Annotated in this window: 11 protein-coding genes; 3 read left to right on the top strand and 8 right to left on the bottom strand. The window is 71.7% G+C overall.

The annotated features are described in order from the left end of the window. On the top strand, positions 1-339 hold a 339-nt coding region (locus AB0B01_RS14195; protein WP_361717412.1), incomplete at its 5' end, for an ATP/GTP-binding protein. 205 nt (positions 340-544) lie between these two features. Here AB0B01_RS14195 and AB0B01_RS14200 read toward each other — a convergent pair. Both AB0B01_RS14200 and AB0B01_RS14205 read right to left on the bottom strand, forming a co-directional pair. Next, positions 545-745: an acyl-CoA carboxylase subunit epsilon gene (locus tag AB0B01_RS14200; RefSeq protein ID WP_361717415.1), complete on the bottom strand. Its 201-nt coding sequence runs from the start codon at positions 743-745 to the stop codon at positions 545-547. Between the two features lie 23 nt (positions 746-768). Next, on the bottom strand, positions 769-2,352 hold the full coding sequence (locus tag AB0B01_RS14205) for an acyl-CoA carboxylase subunit beta (protein WP_361717417.1): 1,584 nt from the start codon (positions 2,350-2,352) through the stop codon (positions 769-771). Positions 2,353-2,616: 264 nt separating this feature from the next. Between AB0B01_RS14205 and AB0B01_RS14210 the strand changes: the two genes are divergently transcribed. Then, positions 2,617-3,228 (top strand): YceI family protein, encoded by a 612-nt coding sequence (locus tag AB0B01_RS14210; RefSeq protein WP_356853854.1) that lies wholly within the window; start codon positions 2,617-2,619, stop codon positions 3,226-3,228. A gap of 72 nt (positions 3,229-3,300) precedes the next feature. Here AB0B01_RS14210 and AB0B01_RS14215 read toward each other — a convergent pair whose 3' ends face one another. The 6 genes from AB0B01_RS14215 to ureA form a co-directional block, all read right to left on the bottom strand. Continuing rightward, positions 3,301-4,638 (bottom strand): hypothetical protein, encoded by a 1,338-nt coding sequence (locus tag AB0B01_RS14215; protein WP_361717421.1) that lies wholly within the window; start codon positions 4,636-4,638, stop codon positions 3,301-3,303. A 106-nt stretch (positions 4,639-4,744) separates the two neighbouring features. Then, complete coding sequence (cimA, locus tag AB0B01_RS14220; RefSeq protein ID WP_361717424.1) at positions 4,745-6,376, bottom strand: citramalate synthase; 1,632 nt, start codon at positions 6,374-6,376, stop codon at positions 4,745-4,747. A 281-nt stretch (positions 6,377-6,657) separates the two neighbouring features. Beyond that, positions 6,658-7,266 (bottom strand): TetR/AcrR family transcriptional regulator, encoded by a 609-nt coding sequence (locus AB0B01_RS14225; protein WP_361717427.1) that lies wholly within the window; start codon positions 7,264-7,266, stop codon positions 6,658-6,660. 30 nt (positions 7,267-7,296) lie between these two features. After that, entirely contained in the window at positions 7,297-8,343 is a 1,047-nt protein-coding gene (locus AB0B01_RS14230) for an agmatine deiminase family protein (RefSeq protein WP_361717430.1), read from the bottom strand. Positions 8,344-8,369: 26 nt separating this feature from the next. Continuing rightward, complete coding sequence (locus AB0B01_RS14235; protein ID WP_361717433.1) at positions 8,370-10,103, bottom strand: urease subunit alpha; 1,734 nt, start codon at positions 10,101-10,103, stop codon at positions 8,370-8,372. Beyond that, positions 10,100-10,810: an urease subunit gamma gene (gene ureA, locus AB0B01_RS14240; protein ID WP_361717436.1), complete on the bottom strand. Its 711-nt coding sequence runs from the start codon at positions 10,808-10,810 to the stop codon at positions 10,100-10,102. The genes AB0B01_RS14235 and ureA overlap by 4 nt, the downstream gene beginning before the upstream one ends. Positions 10,811-10,977: 167 nt before the next feature. Here ureA and AB0B01_RS14245 point away from each other — a divergent pair, with 167 nt between their 5' ends. Further along, positions 10,978-12,405 (top strand): cytosine permease, encoded by a 1,428-nt coding sequence (locus tag AB0B01_RS14245; protein WP_361717439.1) that lies wholly within the window; start codon positions 10,978-10,980, stop codon positions 12,403-12,405.

Below are 12,405 nucleotides of genomic sequence, written 5' to 3' on the forward strand. Positions count from 1 at the left end.
CTGATCCTGTACCTCTTCGGTACCCCCGGACAGGACCGCTTCTGGTTCATGTGGGACGACCTCGTCCGCGGCGCCATCGGCGCCGTCGTCCTCGTGGACACGCGGCGTCTGGCGGACTGTTTCCCCGCGGTCGACTACTTCGAGAACAGCGGCCTGCCGTTCGTCATCGCCCTCAACGGCTTCGACGGGCACCAGCCGTACACGCCGGAGGAAGTCCGCGAGGCGCTGCAGATCGGCCCGGACGCTCCGATCATCACCACCGACGCCCGCCACCGCGCGGACGCCAAGAGCGCGCTCATCACGCTCGTGGAGCACGCCCTCATGGCCCGCCTGCGGTAGCCGCCCGGCCGTGCCGCGGCCCGTGTGCAGCAAGGCCCCCGAGTCCGTCCCTGCGGGCCCGGGGGCCTTCGCCGTTCCCGACGGGCCCGCGCCGTGGCCTGCCTCCTCGTACGGGCGCCCGCGCGCGGGCCCGTTCCCATGCCCCCGGGCATGCGTCAGGCCCCGCACCCGGTAGGGGTGCGGGGCCTGAACGACGGGGCTGCGGTCAGCCCTGCCAGCTGTGCGGGGCGCGGAAGCCCGGGGTGCGCTCCAGGCGGCGCCAGCGGGCCTGGGAGCCGATGCGGTGCACCGGGCGGTCCTCGGGGGTGGAGGCGGCGCGGGCCAGCAGGATCGCGGTGATCGCGGCCAGCTCCTCGGGCTTGGCGTTGCCCTTTTCCACGCGCAGCAGGGTGTCGGTCTTCGACATGGGTGGCAGCTCTCCTTCGCTTCTTACTGCGGCGGGTTGCCGTGCTTGCGCGACGGCAGGTCGGCGTGCTTGCTCCGGAGCATCGCGAGGGCGCTGATCAGCGTCTCGCGGGTCTCGGCGGGGTCGATGACGTCGTCGACGAGGCCTCGCTCGGCCGCGTAGTACGGGTGCATCAGCTCGGCCTTGTACTCCTTGACCATGCGCGCCCGCATCGCCTCCGGGTCCTCGGCCTCGGCGATCTGCTTGCGGAAGATGACGTTGGCCGCGCCCTCGGCGCCCATGACCGCGATCTCGTTGGTCGGCCAGGCGTAGGTGAGGTCGGCACCGATGGACTGGGAGTCCATGACGATGTACGCGCCGCCGTACGCCTTGCGCAGGATCAGCGAGATGCGCGGGACGGTGGCGTTGCAGTACGCGTACAGCAGCTTCGCACCGTGGCGGATGATGCCGCCGTGCTCCTGGTCGACACCGGGCAGGAAGCCGGGGACGTCCAGCAGCGTGATGATCGGGATGTTGAAGGCGTCGCACATCTGGACGAAGCGCGCGGCCTTCTCGGAGGCCTCGATGTCGAGGACGCCGGCCAGCGTCTGCGGCTGGTTGGCGACGATGCCGACGACCTGGCCGTCGAGGCGGGCGAGCGCGCAAATGATGTTGCGGGCCCAGCGCTCGTGGATCTCCAGGACGTCGCCGTCGTCGACGAGCTCCTCGATGACCTTGTGCATGTCGTACGGGCGGTTGCCGTCGGCCGGCACCAGGTCCAGCAGGACGTCCGAGCGCCGGTCGGCGGGGTCGGAGGTCTGGTGGACCGGCGGGTTCTCCCGGTTGTTGGACGGCAGCATCGTGATGAGGTAGCGGACCTCGGAGATGCAGGTCTCCTCGTCGTCGTACGCGAAGTGCGCGACGCCCGAGGTCTCGGCGTGCACGTCGGCGCCGCCGAGGCCGTTCTGGGAGATCTCCTCACCGGTGACGGCGCGGACGACGTCGGGGCCGGTGATGAACATCTGCGAGGTCTCGCGGACCATGAAGACGAAGTCCGTCAGTGCCGGGGAGTACGCGGCACCACCGGCGCACGGGCCCAGCATCACCGAGATCTGCGGGATGACACCCGAGGCCTTGGTGTTGCGCTGGAAGATGCCGCCGTACCCGGCGAGCGCGGAGACGCCCTCCTGGATACGGGCGCCCGCGCCGTCGTTCAGGGAGACCAGGGGGGCGCCGGCGGCGATGGCCATGTCCATGATCTTGTGGATCTTGGTGGCGTGGGCCTCGCCCAGCGCGCCGCCGAAGATCCGGAAGTCGTGCGCGTAGACGAAGACCGTGCGGCCCTCGACCGTGCCCCAGCCGGTGATAACACCGTCGGTGTAGGGCTTCTTGCCCTCCAGGCCGAAGCCGCTCGCCCGGTGGCGGCGCAGCTGCTCGACCTCCTTGAAGGAACCCTCGTCGAGCAGCAGCGCGATGCGCTCGCGTGCGGTCAGCTTGCCCTTGGCGTGCTGGGCCTCGGTCGCCCGGTCACTGGGGCCGCGCCGCGCCTGCTCGCGCAGGGAGTGCAGTTCGGCCACGCGCCCGCGGGCGTCCGCCGGCTCGCTCGGAATCTGGTCCACAACGGTCATGTACCGACCTTACGAAGCCCGGGGGCAAAAACCTCCGTTGGTTCCGCACAGTCTCGGGTGTGTTCCGCTGTTTGGCCCGGACAGAACCGCAGGGTGATGCGCGAACACCACCAGGCGGGACCCCGACCCTTTGTGGAGGTTCCATAAAACGACCTGACACCTCGTCCAGTTGTTGAAACTTCAACGGAATGGGTCTAGAGTCATTCTCGTTGAACATTCAACGAACTGTTCCAGGACAGCCATCACGCTCCCGAGGAGGAAGCCATGGGTCTCTTCACCCGCCGCAGCCAGGAGAACACCACGACCGCCGTCGCCACGCTGGAGGTGGACCCGGCGCTCGCCGCCCTCACCGGCGACTACACCATCGACGCCGCCCACAGCAGCATCGGCTTCACCGTCCGCCACGCGATGGTCACCAACGTCCGCGGCAGCTTCGGCGCCTACGAGGGAGCCCTCCGGCTGGACGGCGCGGACCCCTCCCGCTCCACCGCCTCCATCGACGTGCAGATCGCCTCCGTCGACACGGGCATCGCCGACCGCGACGCCCACCTGCGCAGCGGTGACTTCTTCGACGCCGAGGCCTTCCCCCTGATGACCTTCCGCTCGACCGAGGCGGCCCGGATCGGGGGCGACACGTACCGGATCACCGGTGAGCTGACCATCAAGGACGTCACCCGCCCGCTCTCCATCGACCTGGAGTTCAACGGCTCGGCCACCGACGTCTACGGCAGCGAGCGCGTCGGCTTCGAGGGCTCCGCCGAGATCCTGCGCTCCGACTGGGGCCTGACCTGGAACGCCGCGCTGGAGGCGGGCGGCGTCATGGTCAGCGACAAGGTGAAGCTGACCTTCGACATCTCGGCGGTCAAGCAGGCCTGAGGCGCCACGGCCGCCTGCCGGGCCCTGCCGGGCCCGGCCTGACCGGACGGCAGTTCGGCCGGGGGGCGGCGCTCAGAAGCCGCCCCCGCCGTCGAAGCCGCCTCCCCCGTCGAATCCCCCGCCGCCGCCGAAGTCGCCTCCCCCGAAGTCGGAGGGGTTGAAGTCGGCGCCGGAGAAGTCCCCGCCCTCGTAGCCCGCGCCCAGGTCGGAGGCGTAGGCGGGGCCGGACGTCATCATCGAGCCGAGCAGTGTGCCCACCAGCAGGCCGGGCAGAATGCCGCCGCCGAAATAGCCGCCGGCCCACGGTCCGTAGGCCGGGCCGGCGTCGTAGTACGGGCGCGGCCCGTACTCGGTGTCGACCGTACGCACCATCGGGTTCTGCCCCTCGCGCAGCCGGACCGCGTCCGCCGCGCACACGGGGACGGTACGCACCGTCCCACCGGCCGGCGACCACTCCACGTCCTCGGTGCTCGGCCCGTGGCGCGGGTCGAAGAAGCAGGGCGAGCGGCGCTCGGGCAGCGGCCGGCCCTGCCGGCGGGCGTCCAGGCGGGCGAGGGCGAACCGGCCGTCCTCCAGGGCCTGGGTCACTGCCCTGACCTCCTGGGGGCGCTGGACGGAGGCCATGACGGACTTGGCCCGCTCGTAGGCGTCGAGACCCTGCGCGTAGTCGGCGCGCATGGCGTCGTCGGCGCCCGGCTCACCGGGATGGAAGTCCAGCCGGTCGAGCTCCTCGCCGAAGGCCGTGATGTCCTCGTCGACGACCACGCGCAGCTTCTCGACGGCCTCGCGCTCCTCCTCTTCCCTCCTCCTGCGGTTGCGGCGCACCACGGCGTACGCACCGCCGCCGCCCACCAGGGCCACGGCCCCGAGGGTGATCAGCCCGCCGACCGGGGCGCCGCCGCTGTCGGCGCTGCCGCCCCAGGAAGCCGGGGCTCCGCCCCCGACCTGGGCCAGGGCCTGGTCGACGAAGTTGTTCAGCTGGGTGTTCGCGTCCACCGGGCCGCCGGCCTTCACGGCGTCGGTCAGGTTGCGGACGGCGTTGGAGGGCATGACCGCGCGGTCGGCGCCGGCGTTGAAGCCGTCGCCGAGCCGGATCGCATAGAGGCCGGTGATCCCGGTCTCGGCGCGGATCGTGCGCAGCACGCTCGCGGCGGGGAACTCGGAGGTGGCGGGCAGCACGGCCACGAAGACCGGCTTGTCCGCGTCCTTGATCTTCTTGGCGAGCGCGTCCGCCTGCCCCGGCGACAGCTGCGCCGCGGCCCGCGGATCGACGTAGACCGGCCCCTTCTTGAGGGCCTCGGCCACGGTGGCGGGCCCGGTGGCGGCCGAGGCCTGCGGCGCGAAGACGAGAGCCGTCGCGCACAGGGCCGGCAGCAGGGCGGAGAGTACGGACATCAGCCTGGTCCTCATGCTTCCGACGCTACCGGAACCACGACTTTCCCGTGTGAGCCGGACATAAGGCCGTCGCTCCGCAACAACGGCCCGGGCTCCGCCGGGCTCCCGCCGGGGCGGGGGACTACTCGGCCGGTTCCACGCCCGCGCGCAGCAGACCGTAGGTGAAGGCGTCCTCCAGGGCCTGCCAGGAGGCCGCGATCACGTTCGGGGCGACGCCCACCGTCGCCCACTCGTGGGTGCCGTCCGTCGTCGAGATCAGCACGCGGGTAGTGGACTCGGTGCCGTGCTTGCCCTCCAGGATGCGCACCTTGTAGTCGACCAGCTCGAACTTGGCGAGCTGGGGGTAGAAGCGCTCCAGGGCGACCCGCAGCGCCCGGTCCAGGGCGTTGACCGGGCCGTTGCCCTCCGCCGTCGCGACGATCCGCTCGCCCTTGGCCCACAGCTTGACCGTGGCCTCGTTGGCGTGGGTGCCGTCCGGGCGGTCCTCGACGATGGCCCGCCAGGACTCCGTGCGGAAGTACTTGCGCGCGCGGCCCTCCACCTCGGCGCGCAGCAGCAGCTCGAAGGAGGCGTCGGCGGCCTCGTAGGTGTAGCCCTGGAGCTCGCGCTCCTTGACCCGCTCGACCACCCGCGAGATCAGGGCGCGGTCGCCACCGAGGTCGACGCCGAGCTCCTTGCCCTTGAGCTCGATGGAGGCGCGTCCGGCCATGTCGGAGACGAGCATCCGCATGGTGTTGCCGACCCGCTCGGGGTCGATGTGCTGGTAGAGGTCCGGGTCGACCTTGATCGCCGAGGCGTGCAGGCCCGCCTTGTGGGCGAAGGCGGAGACGCCCACGTACGGCTGGTGGGTGGAGGGGGTCAGGTTGACGACCTCGGCGATGGCGTGCGAGATGCGGGTCATCTCGGCGAGGGCGCCCTCGGGCAGCACCTTTCGCCCGTACTTGATCTCCAGCGCGGCGACGACGGGGAAGAGGTTGGCGTTGCCGACGCGTTCACCGTAGCCGTTGGCGGTGCACTGGACGTGCGTGGCGCCCGCGTCGACGGCGGCCAGGGTGTTGGCCACCGCGCAGCCGGTGTCGTCCTGGGCGTGGATGCCGAGCCGGGCTCCCGTGTCGGCGAGCACGGTCGCGACCACCGCCGAGACCTGCGCGGGCAGCATGCCGCCGTTGGTGTCGCAGAGGATCACCACGTCGGCGCCGGCCTCGTGGGCGGTGCGGACGACCGCCTTCGCGTACTCGGCGTTGGCGCGGTAGCCGTCGAAGAAGTGCTCGCAGTCGACGAAGACGCGGCGGCCCTGGGCGACCAGGTGCGAGACCGTGTCGCGGACCATCTCCAGGTTCTCGTCCAGCGTGGTGCGCAGTGCGAGCTCGACGTGCCGGTCGTGGGACTTGGCGACCAGGGTGATCACGGGCGCACCCGACTCCAACAGGGCCCGGACCTGCGGGTCCTCGGCGGCCGAGCCGCCGGCTCGGCGGGTCGCGCCGAAGGCGACCAACTGGGCGTGCTTGAAGTCGATCTCGGCGCGGGCGCGGGCGAAGAACTCCGTGTCGCGGGGGTTGGCGCCGGGCCAGCCGCCCTCGATGAAGCCCACTCCGAAGTCGTCCAGGTGCCGGGCGATCGTCAGCTTGTCGGCGACGGTGAGGTTGATGCCCTCACGCTGGGCGCCGTCTCGCAGGGTGGTGTCGAAGACGTGGAAGCTGTCGGTGTCGTCGGTCGGGACCTGTGCCGGCACTGTCGCCTCGGTCGTCGTCATGTTGATCTGACTCCTGTCGGATGAGTGGTTCCGGATACCCGGGTTCCACTGCCCCCATCATCGCGCGCTGTCCGGTCCCGGCAGGAATGGAGCCGGGAAACGAAAAAACCCCTCGCGGGTGCGAGAGGTCTGCGCGCGGGTCTGGGACACGGTGGCCGCCGCCGCGAAGTTCTTCCACGGGTCAGCGGTCGCTGCGGACCGGCGCGCTGCTGCCGATAATCACGAGCTGAGCAAGCACGTCCGCAGTGTGTCACACCGTCTCACCGCGCACGCGACCCGTCTCACGATACGAGAGCCTCGTCGAGGAACTCCGAGACGTGGGCCAGGATGTCGTCCCGACCCATGCCGGGCAGGCCCACGGCGACCTGGATGCTGAACCCGTCGAGCAGGGCGCGCAGCCGCGCCCCGAACCGGTCGGGGTCCACGGGCCGGAACTCCCCGCGCGAGATGCCCTCGGCGAGCAGGGCCACCAGGTCGCGGTGCCAGGCGCCCTCGATGGCGGCCTGCCGGTCGCGTTCGCGCGGGCCGGCGTTCTGCGAGCGGTTCCAGACCTCCAGCCACAGGGTCCAGTGCGGATCGCGGGCGCCTTCGGGCACGTACAGGTCGACGTACGCCTGGAGCCGCTCGCGTACCGGACCGCGGCGCGACAGCAGGGCCCGGCGCTCGGTGCCGAGGGCGGCCTCGCTCCACTCCAGCGTCTGCAGCAGGAGCTCGTCCTTGCTGCGGAAGTAGTAGAGGAGGTGGCCGCTGCTCATGCCGACCTGGCGGCCCAGGCCGGCCATGGTGAGCCCCTCCAGGCCGCGCTCGGCGATCGTGGCCATGGCGGCGACGAGTACGTCCTCGCGCGGCGGCGCGTTCTTCCGCGCCGCGCGTACTCCACCCGCCGCCATGGGCCACTCCTCAGAACGTCGTGCCGCAGGTCACACCTTCGGCTGCTGCTGGGTGATGCAGTGGATACCGCCACCCCCGGCGAAAATCGTACGTGCGTCAACGAGGGTCACGGTGCGCTCGGGGAACAGCCCGCGGAAGATCTCGGCGGCCTCCTCGTCACGCGGGTCGTCGAAGGAGCACAGCACCACGCCGCCGTTGCAGAGGTAGTGGTTGATGTACGAGTAGTCGACCCACTCGCCGTCGTCCTCCAGCACGGTCGGCGCGGGGATCTCCACGACCTCCAGCTGCCGGCCCCGCGCGTCGGTGGACGCGCGCAGGATGGCGGCGATGGTCTTGCAACGCTCGTGGTCGGGGTGGGCGGGGTCGGGCTGGGTGTGGACCATCACCACGCCGGGGCGGGCGAAGGCCGCCACGATGTCCACGTGGCCCTGCGTGCCGTAGGTGCCGTAGTCGCCGGCCAGGCCGTACGGCAGCCAGATCGCCTTGGTGGTGCCGAGGTGGGCGTGGATCTCCTGCTCGACCTGCTCGCGGGTCCAGCCGGGGTTGCGGCCCTGGCCCAGCTGCACGGTGTCGGTGAGGAGCACGGTGCCCTCGCCGTCCACGTGGATGGCGCCGCCCTCGTTGACGAGCGCGGTGCTGTACGTACGGGTGCCGACCAGGTCGGAGACGTGGCGGGCGATCTTCGAGTCGTGCTCCCAGCGGGCCCATTCCTGGGCGCCCCAGCCGTTGAAGGTCCAGTCAACGGCGGCCAGCTCGCCGGCGTCGTTGGTGACGAAGGTCGGGCCGATGTCGCGCATCCAGGCGTCGTCGAGCTCCCGCTCGACGAGCACCAGTTCATGGCCGTCGCCCCTTCCGGCGATCGCGCGGGCGCTCTCGGCGTCGCCGGGCGAGACGACGAGGGTCACGGGCTCGTGGCTGCGCACCGCGCGGGCCACGGCTCCCCAGGCCTCGCGGGCCTCGGCGAGCTCCTGCTCGTTGGTGAAGGTCGGGTTGGGGCTGGGCCAGGCCATCCAGGTCCGCTCGTGGGGCGTCCACTCGGCGGGCATCCGGAATCCGTCGGCGACAGGCTTGCTCATGGGAGGGTCCTTACGGGCTGGGCTGGTCACAGGAAGTACAGGCGGTTGAGGGAGACCGAATCGGCCGCTTCGGAGCGCAGCGGGTCACCGTCGAGGGTGACGAGTCCGCTGCGCGCGTCCACATCGACCGCGCCCACCCGGGAGTTGAGGAGGAGGTCCGCGGGGCCGATGCCCCGGGTGCCGCGGACGGCGACCCGGCGACGGCGCGTGGGCATCCGGTCGCTGCCGAGCCCGGCGGCGGCCGCGGAGACGAAGGCGACGGAGATGTCGGCCGCGGTGGCCCCGTACGAGCCGAACTGCGGGCCGAGGACCAGCGGTTCACAGGTGTCGGTGGCGGCGTTGGGGTCGCCGGTGACCCCGTACGCCGGGAAGCCGGACTTGAGCACCAGCTGCGGCTTGGCGCCGAAGAACTGGGGGCGCCACAGCACGATGTCGGCGAGCTTGCCGACTTCGATGGAGCCGATCTCGTGGGCCAGGCCGTGGGCGATGGCGGGGTTGATGGTCAGCTTGGCCATGTAACGCAGGACGCGGGCGTTGTCGTCGCCCTCGCCGTCGCCGGCCAGCGGGCCCAGCTCGCCCTTCATCTTGGCGGCCATGGCGAAGGTGCGCCGGATGGTCTCGCCGGCCCGGCCCATGCCCTGGGCGTCGGAGGAGGTGATGCCGATCGCGCCCAGGTCGTGCAGGACGTCCTCGGCGCCCATCGTCCCGGCACGGATCCGGTCGCGGGCCATGGCAGCGTCGCCCGGCAGGTCCGGCTTGAGGTCGTGGACGGAGACGATCATGCCGTAGTGCTCGGCGACGGCGTCCCGGCCGAAGGGCAGGGTGGGGTTGGTGGAGGAGCCGATCACGTTCGGCACGCCCGCCATCTTGAGCACGTTGGGGACGTGCCCGCCGCCGCAGCCCTCGATGTGGAAGGCGTGGATGGTGCGGCCGTCCAGGACGCGCAGGGTGTCCTCGACGGAGAGGCATTCGTTCAGGCCGTCGCTGTGCAGGGCGACCTGGACGTCGTGCTCCTCGGCCACGCGCAGGGCGGTGTCGAGGGCGCGGGTGTGGGCGCCCATGTCCTCGTGGACCTTGAAGCCGGAGGCGCCGCCCTCGGCCAGGGCCTCGACCAGCGGGGCTGCGTCGGAGGAGGAGCCGCGGGCCAGGAAGCCGATGTTCACGGGCCAGGCGTCGAAGGCGTTGAAGGCGTGCTTGAGGGCCCACGGCGAGTTGACGCCGACGCCCCAGACGGGCCCGAACTCCTGGCCGATGACGGTGGTGACACCGGCGGCGAGCGAGGCTTCCATGATCCGCGGGGAGAGCAGGTGGACGTGGGTGTCAACGGCGCCGGCGGTGGCGATCAGGCCCTCGCCGGAGACGATGCTGGTGCCGGTGCCGACGACGACGTCCACCCCGTCGAGGGTGTCCGGGTTGCCGGCCCGGCCGATGGCGTGGATGCGGCCCTCGCGGATGCCGATGGAGACCTTCTTGATGCCGAGGACGGCGTCGATCACGAGGACGTTGCTGATCACGACGTCGCAGGTCTCGCGGACGGCGGCGGCCTTCAGGTGCAGGCCGTCGCGGGCGGTCTTGCCGAAGCCGGCCAGGAACTCGTCGCCCGGCTTCTGGGCGTCGTGCTCAACGCGGACGGTGAGCCCGGAGTCGCCGAGGCGCACCCGGTCCCCGGCGCGGGGGCCGAAGACGGAGGCGTACTCGTGCGGGTCGATGTGCCGGCTGCCCGGCGCGCAGTGGTCGCTGTGCGGGGTCTGGCGGCTCATGCCGGGTTCCCTTCCGGGTGGTCTTCGGTGGCGCCGAGGTAGCCGCAGGCGGCCGCGCGGGCCAGGGCCTCCTCCTTGGCGCCCGGGGCGTCCAGCGGGCCGTCGACCAGTCCGGCGAAGCCGACGGCGATGCGGTCGCCGCCGATCGGGACCAGGCCGACCTCGCCCTCGCCGTGGGGGCCGAACCGAACGGAGGAGCCCGCCGGTACGCACAGCCGCATGCCGTAGGCGGCGGCGCGGTCGAAGTCGAGGCGGGGGTTCGCCTCGAAGAAGTGGAAGTGAGAGGTGACGCTCACCGGCACGGAGGCGGTGTTGCGCACGCGCAGGTGCAGGACGGGCTCCGGCTGCGGGGCACCGGGGCCCGGGACGACCGCTCCGGGGGCGTCGTCGCCGAGCGAGGCGGCTCCCCGGATCGGGGCCGAGACCACCGCGAGGCGGGAACCGTCGTCGAAGACGGCCTCCACGTGGACCTCGGTGACCACGTCGGCCACGCCCGGCAGGACGTCGTCCGGGCCGAGCACGCCGCGGGCCTCCTCGATGGCCTCCGCCAGCCGCTTGCCGTCCCGGGCCGCCTCGCAGACCGTGTCCGCGATGAGCGCGGTGGCCTCGGGGACGTTGAGCCGCAGGCCCCGGGCCCGCCGGGCCCTGGCCAGTTCCGCGGCGCTGCGCAGCAGCAGCCGGTCGCGCTCCGTAGGGGTCAGCCGCACGCCGATCCACCACCTTTTGAGTCGATGGGTTAGAGCATCACTCTAACTCTTCATTTCCTTGCAGGGAATCATTGACCTGGGCGCTTGGCTTAGGTCACATTGAATGTCGCTCAAACATTTCAGACACGTTGCTGCGCCGTCCCGCCGCCCTGCCAAGGGAGTCCCCCATGCCCATCGAACAGCGCGGAGTCGACACCATCCCGGAGGAGGAGCGGACGAGCGGTCCCCGCGACCTGATATCGATCCTGCTCGGCTCCAACCTCTGTCTCGGTGTGATCGTCTTCGGCTGGCTTCCCCCGTCCTTCGGACTGGGCCTGTGGCCTTCGGTCACCGCCATCGTGACCGGCACCCTCGTCGGGATCGCCTTCACCGCGCCGCTGGCGCTGGTGTCCCTGCGCACCGCCACGAACCTGTCCACTTCCAGCGGCGCCCAGTTCGGCGTCCGCGGCCGGCTCGTCGGCTCCGTCGTCGGCCTGCTGCTCGCACTCGGCTACACCGCGCTGACCCTGTGGATCGGCGGCGACGTGATGGTCGGCACGCTGTCGCGGCTCGTCGGGCTGCCGGACACCGGTCTCACCCGGGCCGTCATGTACGGCGTACTGGCCGCTTTCACCGTCGTCGGCGCCGTCTTCGGCTACCGGCTCCTGCTGCGCATGAGCAAGGTGCTGTCCCTCGGCATGGTGGTCCTGCTGGCCGTCGGCCTCTACGCCTACGCCCCCGACTTCACCGTCGCCGCGCCGCCGGACACCGAGCTCCTGCTCGGCTCCTTCTGGCCGACCTGGATCCTCGCCGCCGTCGCCGCCGGGCTCAGCGGGCCCGTCGCCTTCATCACCCTGCTCGGCGACTACACCCGGTACATCTCCCCCGCCCGGCACAGCTCCCGCAAGGTCTACTGGGCCACGTGCCTGGGCCTGCTGGTCGGCCTGCTGATCCCGCAGCTGTTCGGCACCTACACGGCGCTCGCCGCCAAGGCCGGGGCCGACTACGCCGGGCCGCTGGTCGACGCCACCCCCTTCTGGTACCTGGTCCCGCTGCTCGCGGCCGCCGCGGCCGGCTCGGTGGGCAACGCCGGGCTGATGCTCTACTCCATGGGCCTCGACCTGGACGCCATCGTGCCCAGGGCCACCCGCGCCAAGGCCACCCTGGTCGCGGCGGGCGTCGCCACCGCGTTCGTCTTCATCGGCTCCTTCGAGTGGGACGTGCAGTCCGTGATGACCTCGTTCGTCCTGCTGCTGACCGCGATCGGAACCCCCTGGGCCGTGATCACCCTCATCGGGTACGTCCGCTGCCGCGGCACGTACGACGCCGATGCGCTGCAGGTCTTCAACCGCCGCTCGATGGGCGGCGTCTACTGGTACCGGGCCGGCTGGAACACGGCCGCCACCGCCTCCTGGGCCATCGGCGCGGGCGTCGGGCTGCTCGCGGTGACGACCCCCTTCTACGAGGGCCCGCTGCTCGCCCTCACCGGCGGGGTGGACTGCTCCTTCGTCCTCTCCGGCCTGGCGGGCGGTCTGGTCTACGCGGCGCTGACCGCCCGGCGCGCCCCCGCCCCCGCGGCCGCCGCGGCCGCCGCCGAGGAGCCGGCCGCCGTCTGA

The organism is Streptomyces sp. NPDC044571, assembly GCF_040647115.1.
Taxonomy (GTDB): domain Bacteria; phylum Actinomycetota; class Actinomycetes; order Streptomycetales; family Streptomycetaceae; genus Streptomyces.

Coding starts and splice junctions, on each gene's coding strand:
- AB0B01_RS14245 (WP_361717439.1), top strand. CDS start 10,978: ATGCCCATCGAACAGCGCGGAGTCGACACCATCCCGGAGGAGGAGCGG.
- AB0B01_RS14230 (WP_361717430.1), bottom strand. CDS start 8,343: ATGAGCAAGCCTGTCGCCGACGGATTCCGGATGCCCGCCGAGTGGACG.
- AB0B01_RS14200 (WP_361717415.1), bottom strand. CDS start 745: ATGTCGAAGACCGACACCCTGCTGCGCGTGGAAAAGGGCAACGCCAAG.
- AB0B01_RS14210 (WP_356853854.1), top strand. CDS start 2,617: ATGGGTCTCTTCACCCGCCGCAGCCAGGAGAACACCACGACCGCCGTC.
- AB0B01_RS14215 (WP_361717421.1), bottom strand. CDS start 4,638: ATGAGGACCAGGCTGATGTCCGTACTCTCCGCCCTGCTGCCGGCCCTG.
- AB0B01_RS14205 (WP_361717417.1), bottom strand. CDS start 2,352: ATGACCGTTGTGGACCAGATTCCGAGCGAGCCGGCGGACGCCCGCGGG.
- AB0B01_RS14235 (WP_361717433.1), bottom strand. CDS start 10,103: ATGAGCCGCCAGACCCCGCACAGCGACCACTGCGCGCCGGGCAGCCGG.
- AB0B01_RS14225 (WP_361717427.1), bottom strand. CDS start 7,266: ATGGCGGCGGGTGGAGTACGCGCGGCGCGGAAGAACGCGCCGCCGCGC.
- cimA (WP_361717424.1), bottom strand. CDS start 6,376: ATGACGACGACCGAGGCGACAGTGCCGGCACAGGTCCCGACCGACGAC.